The following is a 19,468-nucleotide window of genomic DNA, read 5'->3' on the forward strand; positions in this document are numbered from 1 at the left end:
CCACGCTCCGGTTGGGAAAACATGCTGACACTATGCTGTCAGCACGCCTGCCCTACAAGGTCGCCGATACAACGGAGACCCCCGCCATGCCTGAACTTGTCGACTTCCCCACACCTGCCGGGCTGCGCAGCCTTTCGCCCTTCGGTTACAAGGCGGAGGCGCTGCTTGCCCTGAGCGGCACGGAGTACACCAAAATCCCGCCCGCCCCAGATCTCATGCCCCATGACAAGATACCGGTGCTGCGCGAAGACGGTCGTCTTATCCCCGACAGTTCCCTCATCCAACACCATCTAGAGGACAGCGGCAGGCTTACCTGCGACAGCAGCCTCACACTGCAGGAACGCGCCATAGCGGAAGCCTTTCGCCGCATGGCGGAAGAGCACCTGCGCTGGGTTCTGGCCTACACGCGCTGGATGGAGCCCGCCTGCGAGGCGGTGATGAGCAGCCTCGCCTTCGGCCATCTGGACGAGCCGGCCCGGCGCGAGACGTTCCTGGCCGTACGCGGCGAGGTGAAGCACACGCTTCACGCACAGGGACTGGGCCGCCACACACCGGACGACCTCTACCGCTTCGGCTGCGACGATCTCGATTCCATCGCCGTGTGGCTGGACGACAAGCCCTTCTTCATGGGCGACCGCCCGACGAGCGTGGACGCGACGGTCGCCGGGCTGCTTTATGCCCTGCTCTGCCTCGAGGTGGACACGCCGCTCATCCGCCATACGCGGGCCATCCCGACCTTCGCGGCCTATGTGGTGCGTTTCGAGCAGACGGTCTTTCCAGGCGCGACGCAGATCCCGGCGCACCTCGCGACCCTGGCCGAAACGACGGCCTGAGCCTGTCGCGCGAACCGGCCGGCCTCAGGCCGGGCGCACCCAGATGGCGGTGTCGTGGAAGGCGGCGCCGCCGTAGGGAGCGATGGTCTCCGCCGTCGTCAGGGTATTGATGCCGCATCCGTCCGGGTAGGCGTCATTGGGCCAGATGCCTTCGGCGATGACCACGCCGGGCCTGAGGCCCTCCGTCAGCCTGAGGTGCAGCGTCACCGCGCCGCGCCGGTTGCCGATACGAACGAGCGCACCGTCATCCAGCCCGAGACGGTCCGCGTCCTCGCGCCCCATCATGAGGTCCGGCCGGCCCTCCTTCTTCCGCGACTCCGGCGTCTTGTTGAAGGTGGAGTTGAGGAAGGAGCGCGCGGGCGCCGTGACGAGACGGAAGGGATGTTCCTCGTCCGCCTCGTCGATCACCGCCCAGTAATCGGGCAGAGCCGGCATGGCGGCGAACGGTCCCATGGCGCCGTCGTTGGGCGCCGGCACGTTCGTCCAGTCGGGACGGAAGCGGAATTTCCCGTCCGGCCAGGCAAAGCCGTCAAGGTAGTGCGCCTGCTCGAAGGCCGGCTGACAGTCGATCCAGCCGTCGCGCTCGAGCTCCTCCAGCGAGCCGAAGTCCGACGCCTTGAGCATCCAGTCGATGTGCTCGCGTGCGCTCATGGCAAAGCCGGGATGCTCGGCCGCCCCGACCCGCCGGGCGATCTCGTTGAGCACGAAAAGGTTCTCGCGTGTCTCGCCCGGCCCCTCGGTCAGCTTCGGCCCCAGCAGGATGTACTGGTGTCCGCCCCCCTTGTAGACGTCGTCATGCTCCAGGAACTGGGTCGCGGGAAGGACGATATCGGCCATCTTCGCCGTCTCGGTCATGAACTGCTCGTGCACGCAGACGAAGAGATCCTCGCGCGCGAAGCCCTGCTTCACCAGGTCCTGCTCGGGAGCGACGGAAACGGGATTTGTGTTCTGGATGAGCATGGCGGTCACCGGAGGACCGCCCCTCAGTGCTTCCGCGTCGCCCGTCAGAACCCGGCCGATCTGGCTCTGGTCGAGCTGGCGCACAGACGGGTCGACGAGGCTCTTGCCCTCGACCATCGACTTGTCGAGCGTGTAGATCGCGCCGTTGTTGTGGAAGGCACCACCGCCCTCATGGGCCCATGCACCCGTCACCGCCGCGATGCAGGAGGCCGCGTGCATGGACACGGTGCCGTTGCGCGAACGGGTGAAGCCGTAGCCAAGGCGGAAGAAGGTGCGCTTCGTCTCGCCCACGAGCCGCGCGAACGCCTCGATCTCCTCGACCGAAAGGCCGGTGATCGCCGCCGCCCACTCCGGCGGACGCGTTGCGACATGGGCCTCGAGATCGGCGGGACAATCCGTATAGCGCTCGAGATAGGCGCGGTCGGCATAGCCATCGCGGAAAAGCACGTGCATCACCGCCACGGCCAGCGCCGCATCTGTGCTGGGCTTGAGAACCAGCCCCATGTCCGCCTGTTTCACGGTCTGTGTCGGATAGACGTCGATCGCCACGATCTTCGCGCCGCGGCTCTTTCGTGCCGTGATCGCATGGGTCATCACGTTGACCTGCGTGGAAACGGCATTGGTGCCCCAGATCACCACCGCATCGGCACGCGCGATCTCGCGCGGGTCGGGTCCGGCAAGCCGTCCCGTGCCCGCGATGTAGCCGGTCCAGGCCGGGTTGGTGCAGATCGTGTCGAACTGGCGCGAATAGCCCTTGGCATGGCGTAGCCGGTGGATGGAATCGCGCTGCACGAGTCCCATGGTGCCGGCATAGTGGTAGGGCCACACGCTTTGCGCCCCGTGTGCCGCCTCGGCCTTGAGGAACGCTTCAGCGACCGCGTCGAGCGCCTCGTCCCAGGAAATCTCCTCGAAACGCCCTTCCCCCTTGGGGCCAACGCGCCGGAGCGGCTTCGTCAGACGGTCGGGGTGATAGAGCCTGTCGGCGTAGCGTGCGACCTTGGCGCAGATGACACCGGCGGTATAGGCGTTACCCTTCGCCCCGCGCAGGCGACCGATACGACCGTCGGCGCCAACCTCCACCTCCAGCGCGCAGGTGGAGGGACAGTCATGCGGACAGGCCGAGGCCCTGAGGACAGGTGCGTTCATTGGGAGTTCCGGGCTCGCGGATGTGAAATTGGCCGGCCAAGGTCCGCGATCGCCCCAAGTCCTGTCAAGAACCAGACTGGCAAGAACCAGCGCGGCGCGTGGACCCACAAACGACGAAAGCCGGCCATGTGGCCGGCTTTCGCATATCGAAACCTTTGAAGGCGGCTTACCGGATCAGCCGACGATCTCGGTGCCGGAGAACCAGAAGGCGATCTCCTCGGCAGCCGTCTCGGGGGCGTCGGAGCCATGCACCGAGTTCTCGCCGATGGACAGGGCGTGGGTGGCGCGGATGGTGCCCTCGGCCGCGTCGGCCGGGTTGGTGGCGCCCATCACTTCACGGTTGCGCGCAACCGCGTTCTCACCCTCGAGAACCTGCACGACGGTCGGGCCGGAGCACATGAACTCGACCAGCTCACCGAAGAACGGACGCTCGGCATGGACGGCGTAGAAGCCTTCCGCCTCGCGGCGGGACATCCACACGCGCTTGGAAGCGACGACGCGCAGGCCGGCCTCTTCGAGCATTGCGGTGATTGCGCCGGTCAGGTTGCGCTTGGTCGCATCCGGCTTGATCATCGAGAAGGTGCGTTCGATCGCCATATCGTTCAATCCTGTATCGCTCGGCCCTGTCGTCGGGCGCGTGTCATTCGGGCGTGTCTGTCGGGGATGGCGGAGACAAGCTCCACCGCCGCCTGGCGGCTGCAACCTGAACCCGGTCGCCGGCCGCGCTGTCGTGATCCCTGGCCGGACGAGCCGGCGCGCCCTGCGTATAGCCGGGCGCCGCCCGCCCCGCAAGGCCGCAGCACGCGGGTCGACGCCGGGTTTCCCCGCTTCGAGACGCCAGAGTTTTGCCGGCTTAAGCCGCAGCGGCAGGCGTAGCCCTTGCGTGCCCGTCGTAAAGATCCAGGCAACGCTCGAACCACTGCCCGATCGGGGACGACGGATCGACCATCTGGAACGGGCTCGACACCCGCGCCCACTGCAGCGTTCCGAACAACAGATAATCGGTGTGCAGCGGTGCGTCCCCGCCGATGAACGGCTGGTTTTTCAGCATCAGGTGCATGGGAAGCAGCGCGGTCGCAAGATCCGCGAGCCGCTCGTCCCGGTCCGCCTGCACCTCTTCCAGGGTCGCCCCGAACCGCTCCTCGCGGGTGGTGCGGAAGTAGGCCTGGTCCTCGGGAGCGAGAATGTCGTGGATGTCACGCACGACCATTCGCACGATACGGCCGCTGATCGACGCATTGGCCCAGGATTCGATCAGTCTCGCGGCCGCGCGGCCGCCCTCACCACCGAACAGGCTCGGCCGGTCGGGGTAGGTGTCTTCCAGATAGCAGGCGATGTCCCAGCTTTCGGAGAGCACCTTGTCGCCATCGACCAGGACGGGCACCGTGCGGCTTACCTCGGGCGCGATCCGCGCGATCTTCGTGAAGGGCGTCGGACGCCGTTCGAAGGCAAGCCCCTTGTGCAGGAGGGCCATTCGAACACGCCAGGCATAGGGGCTGAAACAGCGGGCGCTGTCGGCACCGCACAATTCGTACAAAACAAGACTCACCACGTCCCTCCCATGTGGCCGGACCAGATCGGCCCCGCACACTGACGCCGGCCCGTCCAGATTGCAAACCCGCTTGTTTTCACAAGCATGAAGAAAAGCTCACGCAAACACGCAAGACGTTACGCCTAGTTGTCCACAACCCCGCGCAAAGCCATTCCGCAAAGGGAGGAAAAGCTACTTCGTCCACAATCAGTCAATTTTATGATGAGATCGCCGAAATGGTCGGACATAAAATTTCGTATGACGCACAATATTCACGCAAAAACCCATGTATACTTTTCATTTATTACACATATAGAACGAAACTTCCCTTCAATAAAATCCGCCAAAACGCACCGCACAGAGAAAATGCCGGCCATGAGCGCGTGCATTTAACCGGTTTTCAAGAATTAAGGCGCATCAATACAGAATACTCTCTCATCTTGAGGCTTACAGGTCCCATGTCCATCAAACAGAAAATGCTCGCGCTCGTCGGCGGAACGCTGGCGGCCCTGCTTCTTGTCGCCGGTGTGCAGGTTTACTCGCTTTACGGCTCGATGATGCATGATCGCCGTGAAATGGTCCGCACCCAGGTCGAAACCGCAACCACGATGGTGAAGGCCATCGCGGAGGAGGCCAGGGCTGGCAAGATGTCGATGGACGAGGCTCAGCGCGTCGCGAAGAGCCTTCTGACCTCCATGCGCTTCAACGAGACCGACTACTTCGTGGTGATCGACTCCGATCCGGCGAACCAGGGTGTGGTCGTCTCTCATCCCAACGCGAAAATCGTGGGCAAGAACCTCTGGTCCGCCAAGGATGCCAACGGGTCCGAGTATGTGATCGGCCAGGTCGAGGCGGCCCGAGCCGGCGGCGGTTTCACCGACTATGACTACCCGCGCCTTGGCGAGACCGAGCCGTCCCCGAAGGTTGCCTATACCGACGGTTACGCTCCCTGGCACTGGGCGATCTCGGCGTCGCTCTACGTCGACGACGTGACCACCGCCTTCTATGGCGAGTTGCTGGAAAGCGCGATGTGGATCATCCCGCTCATCGCCCTGATCGGCGCGGCCGCCTTCCTTCTGTCCAACAGCATCACGCGTCCGATCGCGGCGATCACCGAGGCCATGCGGCGTCTGTCCGGCGGTGACCTCTCCGTCCAGATCCCCGGCGTCGGCGGCAAGGACGAGATCGGACACATGGCCGATGCGACCGAGGTCTTCCGCGAGAGCATGATCAGCAGCCGCAACCTCTCCGCCGAACAGGCGAAGGAGCAGCAGGTCCGCGAAGAACGCGCAAGGCGCATCGAGGACCTCACCCGCCGCTTCGATGAGAGCGCCTCAAACCTGCTGGAAGCCGTCACCGCCTCCGCCACCGAGATGGAGCAGAGCGCGCGCGGCATGGCCGGCATCGCCGACGACACCAACTCGCGCTCCGCGACCGTCGCATCCGCCGCACAGCAGGCGGCCGCGAACGTCCAGACCGTCGCATCCGCAACCGAGGAACTCTCCTCCTCCATCTCCGAGATCGGCTCCCAGGTCTCCAAGTCCTCGCACATCGCCTCCCAGGCGGTCACCGAGGCCAAGCGGACCGACAACCAGATCCAGGGACTTGCAAACGCGGCGGAGAAGATCGGCCAGGTCGTCAGCATGATCGCCGCCATCGCCGAGCAGACCAACCTGCTCGCCCTCAACGCGACCATCGAGGCCGCGCGCGCCGGTGAGGCCGGCAAGGGCTTCGCCGTCGTCGCCGCCGAGGTCAAGGAGCTTGCCTCCCAGACCTCGAAGGCGACCGAGGAGATCACCTCGCAGATCTCCGCGATCCAGAGCGAGACCCAGGTCGCCGTCGGCGCCGTCCAGTCCATCGGCAAGACCGTCGAGGAGATGAACGCCATCGCAGCCGCCATCGCAGCAGCCGTCGAGCAGCAGGGTGCCGCAACCGGCGAGATCGCCCGCAACGTCGAGGAAGCCTCGCGCGGCACGCAGGACGTCACCGACAACATCCTCGGCGTCTCCCATGCCGCCGGCGAGACCAAGGAAGCCGCCGGCCATGTGACCGGTGCCGCCTCCGCCGTCAGCCGCGACGCCTCCGCCCTCAAGGCCGAGGTCGAGACCTTCCTCAAGAGCGTGCGCGCCGCCTGACAAAGGCGCAAAACCGCAGCAACAAGAGGCCGTCGCCGGGAACACCGGCGACGGCCTTTTTTTGGAAGCCCCGCCACCTTTTTGACCCGGAAAATCCCTCCCTAATTTTCAGAAGAAAAAAGTGAAATTCCCTCCGGGGAAACATGCGACTTTTACGTATCCTTGAAGATTTTCTGCGCCAATGGAGGCCTCTTCAACGCTTCGGGGCCGTTCCTCCCATGACCATCAAACAGAAACTTCTGGTCCTTGTCGCAGGGGCCGTCGTCGCCCTGCTCGTCGTTCTCGGCATCCAGACCTATGCCGTGTTCGACACGCTGATGAAAGACCGTCGCGCCCTCATCCGCAGTCAGGTTGAGTCCGCATATGCGATCGTGGAGGGACTGTCGAAAGAGGCCGAGGCCGGCAAGCTGACGGTCGACGAGGCAAAGGAGCGCGCGCGACTGACACTGCGTTCGATCCGCTTCAACGACACCGACTACGTCTTCGCTCACGACTATGATGCGGACAACTATGCGATGACGGTCGTCCATCCGAATGCCAAGGTCGAAGGGAAGAACAGCTACAAGAAGGACCCGGTCAAGAGCGCCTATATCAAGACGTTCCTCGACAATGCCATCAAGGGCGGCGGCTTCACCGACTATGACTACCCGCGCCTGGGCGAGACGGAGCCTTCGCCGAAGATCGGTTACTCGAAAGCCTTCACCCCGTGGAAATGGTCGATCACCTCGGCTCTCTATGTTGACGACATCTATGCGGAATTCCAGTCCATGGCGATCCGCTCCGTGCTCTGGACCCTGCCTCTCATCCTGCTTATCGCGGGCGCTTCGCTCCTTCTGTCCAACAGCATCACGCGTCCGATCGCGGCGATCACCGAGGCCATGCGGCGTCTGTCCGGCGGTGACCTCTCCGTCCAGATCCCCGGCGTCGGCGGCAAGGACGAGATCGGACACATGGCCGATGCGACCGAGGTCTTCCGCGAGAGCATGATCAGCAGCCGCAACCTCTCCGCCGAACAGGCGAAGGAGCAGCAGGTCCGCGAAGAACGCGCAAGGCGCATCGAGGACCTCACACGCCGCTTCGACGAGAGCGCCGCGAACCTGCTGGAAGCCGTCACCGCCTCCGCCACCGAGATGGAGCAGAGCGCGCGCGGCATGGCCGGCATCGCCGACGACACCAACTCGCGCTCCGCGACCGTCGCATCCGCCGCGCAGCAGGCGGCCGCGAACGTCCAGACCGTCGCATCCGCAACCGAGGAACTCTCCTCCTCCATCTCCGAGATCGGCTCCCAGGTCTCCAAGTCCTCGCATATCGCCTCCCAGGCGGTCACCGAGGCCAAGCGGACCGACAACCAGATCCAGGGACTTGCAAACGCGGCGGAGAAGATCGGCCAGGTCGTCAGCATGATCGCCGCCATCGCCGAGCAGACCAACCTGCTCGCCCTCAACGCGACCATCGAGGCCGCGCGCGCCGGTGAGGCCGGCAAGGGCTTCGCCGTCGTCGCCGCCGAGGTCAAGGAGCTTGCCTCCCAGACCTCGAAGGCGACCGAGGAGATCACCTCGCAGATCTCCGCGATCCAGAGCGAGACCCAGGTCGCCGTCGGCGCCGTCCAGTCCATCGGCAAGACCGTCGAGGAGATGAACGCCATCGCAGCCGCCATCGCAGCAGCCGTCGAGCAGCAGGGCGCGGCAACCGGCGAGATCGCCCGCAACGTCGAGGAAGCCTCGCGCGGCACGCAGGACGTCACCGACAACATCCTCGGCGTCTCCCATGCCGCCGGCGAGACCAAGGAAGCCGCCGGCCATGTGACCGGTGCCGCCTCCGCCGTCAGCCGCGACGCCTCCGCCCTCAAGGCCGAGGTCGAGACCTTCCTCAAGAGCGTGCGAGCCGCCTGATACAGGCGCAAAGCCGCAACAACAAAAAAGGGCCGTCGCCGGAAACACCGGCGGCGGCTTTTTTCTTGAAGGAGAAAGGAGAGCTGTATCGGCCTGACGTGACGTGGCGATCCCGGACACCTTGCGTGCCGCAGCCGACCGGCAGGGCCACGGCTCCTTTGCGCCGCACAACGATTTCCCCTCGCCCGTCCCCGCAGGCCGGGGTATCACTGGTGTCCCACCCGACGTTCCCCGCGCAGCTTTCACTTCAAGAGGATAGACATGCTTCCGTCGACAGACGCGCTTCTCGACGGCCTTCTGGACTGGGTGCGTATCGAGACGCACACGCCCGACACGGCCGGACTCAACTCGATCATGGACCTCGTCCAGAGCCAGGCGGAGGGCTTCGGCGCCACCTGCCAGCGTTTTCCGGGCCGGGACGGCAAGGGCGATCACCTGCTGGTGCTCTCGCCCTGGGGCGACCACGCGCAGAAGGGCGTTCTGCTGCTGAGCCATCTCGATACGGTGCACCCCAGGGGAACGATCGAGAACGACCTTCCGATCCGCGTCGAGGAAGACCGCTGCTTTGGCCCGGGCATCTGCGACATGAAGGGAGGCGCCTTCAACGGCCTCGCGGCCATGCGTGCCATCGCCGAAAGCGGCGTCACACCGCCGTTGCCGGCCCGCATCCTCTTCACCTCCGACGAGGAAGTCGGCAGCCCGACCTCGCGCGCACTGATCGAGGATCAGGGCAAGCACGCAAAATATGCGCTGGTGACCGAGCCGGCACGCAACGGCGGTCATGTGGTCACCGCGCGCAAGGGCGTCGGCCGCTTCACGCTCAAGGTCGAGGGACGTCCCTCCCACGCCGGCGCGCGCCACTGGCAGGGCCGAAGCGCGGTGACGGAACTCGCCCACCAGATCATCGCTCTCGAGGCAATGACCGACTACGACCGCGAGATCACCGTGAACGTGGGCGAGATCACCGGCGGCACCGGCACCAACGTGGTGCCGCAGTTCGCACAGGCCGAGATCGATCTGCGCGTTCCCACCGCGGAGGCCGCGGACGAGATGGTCGCGCGCATCACCGGGCTGACCCCGAAGACCCCGGACACGAAGCTCACCATCACCGGCGGCATGAACCGGCCACCGTTCGAGCAGAGTGACGCGTCGAAGGCCCTCTTCGATCACGCCTCGACGCTTGCCGCCGAAATCGGCTTCGAACTGGTCGGCGAAAAGACCGGCGGCGGGTCCGACGGCAATTTCATCGCGGACCGGATCCCGACCCTCGACGGACTGGGCCCGGACGGAGACGATGTGCATACGCTCAACGAGCACATCTTCGTTTCGTCCCTGAAGCCGCGCATGCTGCTTCTCAAGCGGCTGATGGAAACGCTGTCCTGACCGCTCGCACGCGGTGCGACACACAAAGGGCGGGCGCTTCCGGCGCCCGCCCTTTTTCGTGAGTAATGACCAGTCGCACCGCCTCGTCAGGCGTCGGCGAGCCGACGCCCGTCGGAGCCGAAATAGTGCAGGCTGTCGAGGCCGCAGCGCAGGTGGATCCGAGTCCCCTGCCCGGGGATCGCCTCATGGGCGGGAACGCGGGCGATGACGCGTTCGCCATCGGTAAGCGACACATGCAGCAAGGTCTCGGCCCCGAGCGCCTCAGCGACCAGAAGCTCACCGGAAAGCACCGCCACATCCGCCTCGCAAGGCACGAGATGCTCCGGCCGCACGCCAACGGTCTCCGCCCCCCGGGCCGAGTCAGCGGTCTCCGCCACCGGCCCCAGAAGCCCGGCCTCGCGCAGCCGCGTGACGGACAGGAAGTTCATGGGCGGCGAGCCGATGAACCCGCCCACGAAGATGCTCGCAGGCTTCTGGTAGACCTGAAGCGGGGTTCCGACCTGCTCCGCCGCGCCACCGTTCATGACGATGATCCGGTCGGCCATGGTCATGGCCTCAACCTGGTCATGGGTGACGTAGATCGAGGTCACACCAAGCCGGCGCTGGAGCGTCTTGATCTCGACGCGCATCTGCACGCGCAGCTTGGCATCGAGGTTCGACAGCGGCTCGTCGAAGAGGAACACCTCGGGCTTGCGCACGATGGCGCGGCCCATGGCGACGCGTTGGCGCTGGCCGCCCGAAAGCGCGCGCGGGCGACGCTCCAGATAGGGTTCCAGTTCGAGCACGCGCGCGGCCTCGCGGACCCGGGCGTCGATCTCCTCGCGCGGGGTTTTCCGGTTGCGCAGCCCGTAGGCCATGTTGTCGTAGACGCTCATGTGCGGATAGAGCGCATAGTTCTGGAACACCATGGCGATGTCGCGCTCGGCCGGCTCGACCTCGTTGACGACCCGTTCGCCAATACGCACGTCGCCGGCGGTGATCGTTTCCAGGCCGGCAACCATGCGCAGCAAGGTCGACTTTCCGCATCCCGACGGTCCCACCAGCACCAGGAACTCGCCGTCGTCGATGTCGAGCGACACGCCCTTCACCGCCTCGAACGCGCCACCGTAGACCTTGCGCACGTCATTGAGAGAAATCATTGCCATGAGATGTCGCTCACTTGTCGCTCTCGGTAAGGCCCTTGATGAACCAGCGCTGGAACACCACCACCACGACAACGGGCGGCAGCATGGCCAGGATCGCCAGGGCAAAGGCCTGATTGTAATCGGGAATCTGGGACCCAACCCAGACGAGGAGGATCTGCTTGATGCCGCGCACGAGGGTGAAATACCCCTCCTCCGTGGTCATCATCATCGGCCACAGGTACTGGTTCCAGCCGTAGACGAACATGATGATGAACATGGCGGCAATCATCGTGCGCGAGACCGGAAGCAGGATGTCGACGAAGAACTTGAACGGCCCCGCCCCGTCGATGCGCGCCGCCTCGAGCAACTCGTCCGGCACCGACTTGTAGAACTGGCGGAAGTAGAAGGTGCCGGTCGCGGAGGCGAGCAGCGGCACGATCAGGCCCGTGTAGGAATTCAGAAGGCCCAGCTTCTGGACCACCTCATAGGAGGGAACGATGCGCACCTCCAGGGGCAGCAGCAGGGTGGTGAAGATCACCCAGAAGAAGAACGTGCCCATCCGGAAGCGGAAGTAGACGATCGCATAGGCGGCGAGCATGGACAGCACGATCTTGCCGACGGCGAAGCCCACGCCCAGGATCATCGAGTTCATCACCATGCGCAGGCCGGTGACCTGGCCGGTGAACCCGCCTTTCTTGACCAGAACATCGGTGTAGGTGTCGAGGAAATGCCCGCCCCAGGTGGCCTGGAGCCCCTCGCGGTGGATTTCCACCGCGTCATGGGTCGAGGTGAGGAAGGCGATCGCCACCGGCCCGATCATGAAAAGCGAGCCAAGGAGAAGAACGATATGATCGGACAGCTTCACACGGTGCATGACACGTCTCCTCAGCCGTAGTGCACGCGCCGCTCGATGAAGCGGAACTGGAAGATGGTGAGAACGAAGACGATGACCATCAGGATCACCGACTGGGCGGAGGACCCGCCGATGTCGTTGCCGCGGAACCCGTCCATGTAGACCTTGTAGACAAGCGTGATCGGATTGTTGGCCGGCTTGTCCTTCACCACCACGTCGACGATGCCGAAGGTATCGAACAGCGCGTAGGTCATGTTGATGATGAGCAGGAAGAACGCGGTGGGCGCGAGCAGCGGCAGCATCACCGTCCAGAAGCGGCGGAAGCCGGAGCGGCAGTCGATGGCGGCGGCCTCGCGAATGGCGGCCGGAATGGCCTGCAGCCCGGCCAGGAAGAAGATGAAGTTGTAGGGTATCTGCTTCCACACGGAGATCGTCACGAGCGCCAGGCCGGTGTCGTAGTAGTCGAGGCCGAGCTTGTAGTCCCAGCCGAGCGACTGGGCGAAGCGCGCGAAGGGGCCGATGTGCTGGTCGAAGAACATGACGCCGATCAGGCCCGCCACCGGCGGCGCGATGGCGTAGACCCACATCAGAAGCGTCTTGTAGGTGGTGGTGCCGCGCAACACGTTGTCGGCCTTGACCGCCAGCAGCAGCGAGATCGACAGCGACAGAAGCGTCACGATCACCGTGAAGAAGACCGTGAAACGCGCGATGCGCAGATATTCGCTCGACCCCAGAACATCGGCGTAATTGTCCAGGCCGACGAAGGTGGAGCCGAAACCGAACGGATCCTCGAGATAGAAGGACGAGGAAATCGCCTGCACCGAGGGCCAGTAGAAGAAGATCACGATGACCGCGAGCTGCGGCAGCAGAAAGAGATAGGGCAGCGTCTTGCTGTCGAACTGGACACGTTTCATGGCGATGCGGGGGCTCTCGTGGAGGCGGGCGGCACGCGGAAAAAGCGCCGGCGCGGCTTCTGGCCGTCACGGGCGAAGGCCGGGGAGTTTCCTCCCCGGCCAGCCGTCGGGTCCGTGAGGCCGGCTGCTCAGCCGGCGGTCTTGGCGAAGCGGGCGAGCAGCTTGTTGCCCTCTTCCTGGATGGTGGCGAAGGCATCGTCCACCGACGTCTCGCCGGAGAAGACCTTGCCGAACTCGCGCTCCATCACTTCGCGGATCTGCGGGTAGAAGCCCATGCGGTAGCCCTTCGACCACTCGCCGCCCTTCAGCATGAGCTGCTGGATGCCGACCTCGGCCTGCGGCAGGCGGTCGTAGTGACCGTCTTCCTTGGCCAGCTCATAGGCCGCCTTGGTGATCGCGACGTAGCCGGTGGACTTGTGGTAGAAGTACTGGATCTCGGGCGAGGTCAGGAACTGGAAGAACGAAGCGGTGCAGTCGTTCTCTTCCTTGGACTTGCCGTTGAAGGCGAACAACGCGGCGCCACCGATGAAGGTGTTGGTGCCGGCACCCTCGACGGAGTCCCAATACGGCAGGAAGGTCGCCGAGAACGGCATCTGGGCGGTCTTGAGCAGGCCGCCGAAGGAGCCCGAGGACCCGATCCACAGCGCGACCTTGTTCTCCTCGAAGGGCTTCTGGTTGTCCGACCAGCCGGCGCCGTAGTAGCCGAACAGGCCGTCGTCGTACCAGGCCTTCAGCTTCTCGAACATCATCTTCTGCTCGGGCGAGTCGACCAGGATCTCGGTGCCCTTGATGCCGTCGTAGCCGTTGTTGTTCGTGGCGAACTGCAGGTTGTGACGCGAATGGAAGTTCTCGACGAACTCCCAGGTGAGCTGGGTCTGGACGAGCGGCACATAGCCCGCGTCCTTCAGCTTCGGGGCGATGGCCTCGAACTCTTCCCAGGTCTTGGGCGCCTCGACACCGGCCTTCTCGAGGGCTTCGGTGTTGATGTACATGATCGGCGCCGAGGAGTTGAACGGCATGCCGATGAACTTGCCGTCCTTGTCCGCGTAGAAATAGCGCACGCCCTCGATGAAGGCCTCACGGTCGAAGTCGTGACCGGCGGCCTTGATGAGGTCCTCGGCCGGAATGACGGCATCGCCGGCGTTGATGATCGTCGCCGCGCCGGCGTCGAACACCTGAAGGATGTTGGGCTGCTCGCCGGCGCGGAAGGCGGCGATGCCGGAGGTCAGGGCCTCCTCGTAGGTGCCCTTGCTGACCGGCGTCAGGTGGCAAACGTCCTGGGCGGCATTGAACTTCTCGGCGATCTCGTTGATCACCTCGCCGTTGCGCCCGCCCATGCCGTGCCACCAGGAAATCTCGGTGGCGGCAAACGAGGCCGAGGTGGAGGAAAGAAGCGTCGCGATGGCGACTGCGCTGACAGCGCTCTTGCGAATGACCATGGGTTCGAACTCCCCGTTTGACCCTATCGGCCCCGCCCGCTTGTCGTGTCCGGGCAGGACGCACACGATTTCGGCGCGAACGCCCGAAGGGAACGCGCTGCCGCTCTCGTAGGGTTTTCGTATGAAAGGCCAATGTCGTTCACATGAACGTTCGGCAACACTTCCGTGACGTGTGTTCGCGATGCGGACGCGCGCGGGGAGAGTGCGGCGTTTCCGCTTCCCGGGAGAGCGAAGAGTCAAGGGGGTGGAGGCGATTCAGGTGTGTTTTCGACAGGAGCCGCCGGCAATTCACATGCCCCGGACGGCTGGCGCGGGCGCGAAGGCCAAGAGGCTTTCATCCTTGCGCCGGCTCCGGTACGACTCCCCCATCAACGGGGAAAGCAGATGACGGTACCGGCACCGGCGAACGACCAGAACGCCGCCTCCATGCGCGTCTCGCCGCACAACGCGGAGGCGGAGCGCCAGCTTCTTGGCGCGATCATCGTCAACAACGAGACCTACTACCGGGTATCGGACTTCCTCGAGCCCGGGCATTTCTTCATCGCGCCCCACCGCGAGATCTACGAGAAGGCCGGCACGCTCATCAAGGCGGGCAAGGTCGCCTCCCCGGTCACGCTGAAGACGTTCTTTCCCCAGGACGCCAAGATCGCCGACCTGCCGGCGGCCCAGTATCTCGTGCGCCTTGCCGCCGATGCCACGTCCATCATCAACGCCGAGGACTACGGCCGCGCGATCTATGACCTCGCGATCAGGCGCAACCTGATCCGCATCGGCGAGGACATGGTCAACATTGCCTATGACGCGCCGATCGACATGCCGCCGAACGCGCAGATCGACGATGCGGAACGGCGCCTGTTCGAGCTGGCCGAGACCGGGCGCTCGGACGCGGGCTTCGTGTCCTTCGGCGACGCGCTGACCTCGACGATCGAGATGGCGGCGGCCGCCTACCAGCGCGAAGGCGCGCTTTCGGGCCTGTCCTCGGGCCTACGCGACCTCGACGGACTGATGGGCGGACTGCAGCCCTCGGATCTCATCGTACTCGCCGGACGCCCGGCCATGGGCAAGACCTCGCTTGCCACCAACATCGCCTACAACGTCGCCGAGGCCTATATGGCCGAGGAACAGCCCGATGGAACGATCAAGGCGGTCAATGGTGGCGTCGTCGGCTTCTTCTCCCTCGAGATGTCGGCCGAACAGCTCGCCACACGTATCATCTCGGAGCAGACGGAGATCTCCTCGTCGAAGATCCGCCGCGGCGACATCTCCGAGCATGACTTCGAGAAGCTCGTGGCCGCGTCCCAGACGATGCAGACCGTTCCGCTGCATGTCGACCAGACCGGCGGCATCTCCATCGCGCAGCTTTCGGCGCGCGCCCGCCGCCTCAAGCGCCAGCGCGGCCTCGACCTGCTGATCGTCGACTACATCCAGCTCCTGTCGGGGTCGTCCAAGAACCAAGGCAACCGCGTGCAGGAGATCACCGAGATCACCACCGGCCTCAAGGCGCTGGCCAAGGAGCTGAACGTTCCCATCATCGCACTGTCCCAGCTTTCGCGTCAGGTGGAAGCACGCGACGACAAGCGCCCGATCCTTTCGGACCTCCGTGAATCCGGCTCCATCGAGCAGGACGCCGACGTGGTGATGTTCGTGTTCCGCGAGGAATACTATCTCGCCAAGACCATGCCCGAGGAAGGCACGGACGACTACGTGAAGTGGATGGACAAGCTGGACCGGGTGCGCAACCGTGCCGAGGTCATCATCGCCAAGCAGCGTCACGGCCCCACCGGCACGGCGAACCTGCACTTCCAGGGCGAGTTCACGCGCTTCTCCGACCTCGCCGACCCCGACCGTTTCCCGGAACCGCACGAATGAGCAAGGGCACGGCCGCGACCCCGGCGCCTGGCGACAACGGCACCATCACCATCGACCTGGCCGCGCTGGCGCGCAACTGGCGTGCGCTGGCCGCGCGCACCGGTCCGAACGGCGAATGCGGCGCGGCCGTGAAGGCCGACGGGTATGGCCTCGGCCTCGACAAGGTGCTGCCGACGCTGCTGGACGCCGGCTGCCGCACATTCTTCGTGGCAACACCGCACGAGGGAGAGGCCGCGCGCGCGCTTGCTCCCGACGCGGTCATCTATGTGCTCAACGGGCTTTATCCCGGAGCCGCCGGATTTCTGGCCGCCAATCGCCTGCGCCCGGTCCTCGGCTCGCTCGACGAGCTACGCGAATGGCAGGCGTTCGGTGAGGCGGCCGGCACGCAGCCGCCCGCCGCCCTGCATGTGGACACCGGCATCAGCCGCCTGGGGCTTTCGGCCGACGAGGCGCGTACGCTCGCCGGCGACACGAAGGCGCCCTTCGCCCCCGAACTGGTGATCTCGCATCTCGCCTGCGCGGACACGCCGGCCCATGCGCTCAACGCGCGCCAGCACGCTCGCTTCACCGAACTTGCGGGCCTTTTCCCCGGCGCGCGGCGTTCACTCGCCAATTCCGCCGGCGTCTTCCTCGATCCCGCGTTCCACTTCGATCTGTCCCGGCCGGGCATCGCGCTTTACGGTGCAAGGGCAGCGGAAACACCGCACAGCCGGCTCGAGACCGTGGTGTCCCTTCAGGCCCGGGTGCTGCAGACACATGTCCTGCGCGCCGGCGAGACCATCGGCTACGGCGCCAGCTACACGGCGAAACAGGACACGCTGGTGGCGATGATCGCCGCCGGCTACGCGGACGGCTACCTTCGGGCCACCAGCGGCAGCGACAGCAAGGCCGGCGCCGAGGTGCATGCCGGCGGAAAGCGCCTGCCGGTGATCGGCCGGGTCTCCATGGACATGCTGGGCATCGACGCGAGCGCGCTTGGAGCGGACGGCATCGCACGCGGCGACATGGTCGAGCTCTTCGGACCGAACATGCCGGTGGACGACGTGGCGGAACGCGCCGGAACAATTCCCTACGAGCTTCTGACGAGCCTCGGGCCCCGCTTCCGCCGCGTCTACCGCCCCGCCTCCGGCGAGGCCGGCGGCTGATGGCGCGCAAGGGGACCAGCTTCGTCTGCCAGAACTGCGGCGCGGTCACCGGCAAATGGGCCGGGCGCTGCGAAAGCTGCGGCGAGTGGAACACCATCGTCGAGGAACGCGAGGGCGCGGGCGTGGGCGGATCGCCCAACGCGATCTCCAGACGACGGGGCCGCGTGGTGCCCCTCGTCGGCCTTGACGGCGAAAGCGAGGCACCGCCACGCATGGTGACCCGGGTCGGGGAACTCGACCGGGTCACGGGCGGCGGCTTCGTGCGCGGGTCCGCCCTGCTCGTGGGCGGCGATCCGGGCATCGGCAAGTCGACGCTTCTTATCCAGGCCGCCGCGCGCATCGCCCGGCTCGGCCACCGGGCGGTCTACATCTCCGGCGAGGAGGCCATCGACCAGGTGCGCCTGCGCGCGCACCGGCTCGGCCTTACAGACGCACCGGTGGGCCTTGCGGCGGAAACCAGCGTCGAGGACATTCTGGCGACGCTCTCCGCCGGCCCCGCGCCCGACTTCGTGATCATCGATTCGATACAGACGCTTTGGACCGAGACCGTCGAATCGACTCCGGGAACGGTGACACAGGTCCGGGCCGCCGCTCAGGCGCTCGTGCGCTATGCCAAGTCCAGCGGCGCGACGGTGATCATCGTCGGCCACGTGACGAAGGACGGTCAGATCGCGGGACCACGCGTGGTCGAGCACATGGTCGACGCGGTGCTCTACTTCGAGGGTGACGGCGCGCACCAGTACCGCATCCTGCGTTCGGTCAAGAACCGCTTCGGGGCCACGGACGAGATCGGCGTCTTCGAAATGACCGACAAGGGGCTGGCGGAGGTGGCAAATCCCTCGGCGCTGTTCCTTGGCGACCGCAACAGCCGAACGCCGGGATCGGCGGTCTTCGCCGGCATCGAGGGCACGCGTCCGTTCCTGATCGAGATCCAGGCGCTGGTCGCCCCCTCGCCGCTCGGCACCCCCCGACGGGCGGTGATCGGCTGGGACAGCGCGCGCCTTTCCATGATCCTGGCGGTGCTGGAAGCGCGCTGCGGCGTGCGCTTTTCCCAGAACGACGTCTACCTGAACATCGCCGGGGGAATGCGCGTGACCGAGACCGGCGCCGACCTTGCCGTCGCGGCCGCCCTCGTCTCCTCGCTCAGCGGGGTTGCCCTTCCGCCCGATTGCGTCTATTTCGGCGAGGTCGGCCTGTCCGGCGCCGTGCGGGCGGTGTCCCAGGCGCAGAGCCGGCTCAAGGAAGCCGTCAAGCTGGGCTTTCCCGATGCCTTCGTGCCGGAGGCCAACGCGAGCGACGGCAAGGGCGGTGGAAAAGGCGATGGCGGGACGGTTACCGGCCTCGCGGATCTGGCGGATCTCGTCGGCCGCATCGCAGCCGGCTCCGGTGGACGGGACGACTGACGCGACCGGCCGGACGGGCGGCGCGAAACAGGATATGATCGCCGCGCGGCGAACCGCACACGACCCACGCGGTGTGACAAGTGGGTCGACCATCTCGCTCAGGGACCAGGCCGGGCAATGCCGATAACGCTTCTCGACGGAATCCTCATCGTCATCATGCTGCTGTCCGCGGTTCTGGCCATGATCCGCGGCTTCGTGCGCGAGGTCCTGTCGATCGCCTCATGGGTGATCGCCGCGGTGGCCGCCTTCTTCCTGTACGGTCAGGTCCTTCCCTTCGTCACGCCACACATCAACGACGACAGCGTGGCGCTCGGCGTTTCTGTTGCGGCCGTGTTCCTGGTCACGCTGATCGTGGTGAGCTACATCACCATGCGCATCTCCGACTTCGTGCTCGACAGCCGCATCGGCGCGCTCGACCGCACGCTCGGCTTCGTCTTCGGCGCCCTGCGCGGAATGCTCCTCGTCGTCGTGGCCATGCTCTTCTTCAACTGGTTCGTGCCGACGCCCGAGCAGCCCCAGTGGATCGCCTCCGCCAAGTCGAAGCCCATGCTCGATGCGATCGGCGACAAGCTCGTCGCCGCGCTGCCGGAGAACCCGGAAGGCACCCTCATGGACCGCATCCGCACCCTGCGCGAGAAGAACGGCGGTGGCGCGCCGGCCAATGCGTCCGCCACGCCCGACACCGGCGAGAACGCGGGCTACACCGACCGCGAGCGCCAGGGGCTGGAACAGCTTACGACCTCGGGGTCGAGCGCGAACTGATCCGCGCATCGGGGGGACGAAAAGCCGGCCCGCGGGCATCCGCGCGTCGGCGAAAGCCAATGGGCACGCGCCGTTCGTG

General features: G+C 65.6%; 15 protein-coding genes. 8 read left to right on the top strand and 7 right to left on the bottom strand.

Translation table 11 applies throughout. The features are described 5' to 3' along the window. Positions 1-32 precede the first annotated feature (32 nt). Complete coding sequence (locus tag ACYX4S_RS10085; RefSeq protein WP_476360056.1) at positions 33-833, top strand: glutathione S-transferase family protein; 801 nt, start codon at positions 33-35, stop codon at positions 831-833. Positions 834-857: 24 nt separating this feature from the next. On the opposite strand, the gene ACYX4S_RS10090 is transcribed toward ACYX4S_RS10085, so the two are convergent. The 3 genes from ACYX4S_RS10090 to ACYX4S_RS10100 form a co-directional block, all read right to left on the bottom strand. Further along, the gene (locus ACYX4S_RS10090) at positions 858-2,939 is read right to left on the bottom strand and encodes a molybdopterin-containing oxidoreductase family protein (RefSeq protein WP_476360057.1); all 2,082 of its coding nucleotides are present in this window, start codon (positions 2,937-2,939) and stop codon (positions 858-860) included. 174 nt (positions 2,940-3,113) lie between these two features. Continuing rightward, the gene (gene ndk, locus ACYX4S_RS10095; RefSeq protein ID WP_476360058.1) at positions 3,114-3,536 is read right to left on the bottom strand and encodes a nucleoside-diphosphate kinase; all 423 of its coding nucleotides are present in this window, start codon (positions 3,534-3,536) and stop codon (positions 3,114-3,116) included. Between the two features lie 256 nt (positions 3,537-3,792). Further along, on the bottom strand, positions 3,793-4,488 hold the full coding sequence (locus ACYX4S_RS10100) for a glutathione S-transferase family protein (RefSeq protein WP_476360059.1): 696 nt from the start codon (positions 4,486-4,488) through the stop codon (positions 3,793-3,795). A 440-nt stretch (positions 4,489-4,928) separates the two neighbouring features. On the opposite strand from ACYX4S_RS10100, the gene ACYX4S_RS10105 reads away from it, so the two are divergent. From ACYX4S_RS10105 to ACYX4S_RS10115, 3 genes are all read left to right on the top strand, one after another. After that, the gene (locus tag ACYX4S_RS10105) at positions 4,929-6,605 is read left to right on the top strand and encodes a methyl-accepting chemotaxis protein (RefSeq protein WP_476360060.1); all 1,677 of its coding nucleotides are present in this window, start codon (positions 4,929-4,931) and stop codon (positions 6,603-6,605) included. 218 nt (positions 6,606-6,823) lie between these two features. Continuing rightward, on the top strand, positions 6,824-8,497 hold the full coding sequence (locus ACYX4S_RS10110) for a methyl-accepting chemotaxis protein (RefSeq protein WP_476360061.1): 1,674 nt from the start codon (positions 6,824-6,826) through the stop codon (positions 8,495-8,497). A 261-nt stretch (positions 8,498-8,758) separates the two neighbouring features. After that, positions 8,759-9,880, top strand: coding sequence for a M20 family metallopeptidase (locus tag ACYX4S_RS10115; RefSeq protein ID WP_476360062.1), 1,122 nt, complete (start codon positions 8,759-8,761; stop codon positions 9,878-9,880). Positions 9,881-9,966: 86 nt separating this feature from the next. Here the strand turns inward: ACYX4S_RS10115 and ugpC are convergent, their stop codons facing one another. The 4 genes from ugpC to ACYX4S_RS10135 all read right to left on the bottom strand — a co-directional run bounded on the left by ugpC (position 9,967) and on the right by ACYX4S_RS10135 (position 14,210). After that, complete coding sequence (ugpC, locus tag ACYX4S_RS10120) at positions 9,967-11,025, bottom strand: sn-glycerol-3-phosphate ABC transporter ATP-binding protein UgpC (protein WP_476360063.1); 1,059 nt, start codon at positions 11,023-11,025, stop codon at positions 9,967-9,969. A gap of 10 nt (positions 11,026-11,035) precedes the next feature. Further along, entirely contained in the window at positions 11,036-11,878 is an 843-nt protein-coding gene (gene ugpE / locus ACYX4S_RS10125; protein ID WP_422068562.1) for a sn-glycerol-3-phosphate ABC transporter permease UgpE, read from the bottom strand. A gap of 11 nt (positions 11,879-11,889) precedes the next feature. Then, on the bottom strand, positions 11,890-12,771 hold the full coding sequence (locus ACYX4S_RS10130; RefSeq protein ID WP_293720476.1) for an ABC transporter permease subunit: 882 nt from the start codon (positions 12,769-12,771) through the stop codon (positions 11,890-11,892). A 128-nt stretch (positions 12,772-12,899) separates the two neighbouring features. Beyond that, on the bottom strand, positions 12,900-14,210 hold the full coding sequence (locus ACYX4S_RS10135; RefSeq protein ID WP_293720474.1) for an extracellular solute-binding protein: 1,311 nt from the start codon (positions 14,208-14,210) through the stop codon (positions 12,900-12,902). 384 nt (positions 14,211-14,594) lie between these two features. Between ACYX4S_RS10135 and ACYX4S_RS10140 the strand changes: the two genes are divergently transcribed. The 4 genes from ACYX4S_RS10140 (at position 14,595) to ACYX4S_RS10155 (ending at position 19,389) form a co-directional block, all read left to right on the top strand. Further along, positions 14,595-16,079: a replicative DNA helicase gene (locus ACYX4S_RS10140; protein ID WP_293720472.1), complete on the top strand. Its 1,485-nt coding sequence runs from the start codon at positions 14,595-14,597 to the stop codon at positions 16,077-16,079. Next, the gene (alr, locus tag ACYX4S_RS10145) at positions 16,076-17,224 is read left to right on the top strand and encodes an alanine racemase (protein ID WP_476360064.1); all 1,149 of its coding nucleotides are present in this window, start codon (positions 16,076-16,078) and stop codon (positions 17,222-17,224) included. The genes ACYX4S_RS10140 and alr overlap by 4 nt, the downstream gene beginning before the upstream one ends. Then, a complete protein-coding gene (gene radA, locus ACYX4S_RS10150; protein ID WP_476360065.1) occupies positions 17,224-18,627 on the top strand; it encodes a DNA repair protein RadA in 1,404 nt (467 codons plus the stop codon). The genes alr and radA overlap by 1 nt, the downstream gene beginning before the upstream one ends. Positions 18,628-18,744: 117 nt before the next feature. After that, positions 18,745-19,389 (top strand): CvpA family protein, encoded by a 645-nt coding sequence (locus ACYX4S_RS10155; protein ID WP_293720466.1) that lies wholly within the window; start codon positions 18,745-18,747, stop codon positions 19,387-19,389. The last annotated feature ends 79 nt before the right edge of the window (positions 19,390-19,468 follow it).

Source organism: Stappia sp. ABD4_338, assembly GCF_056312175.1.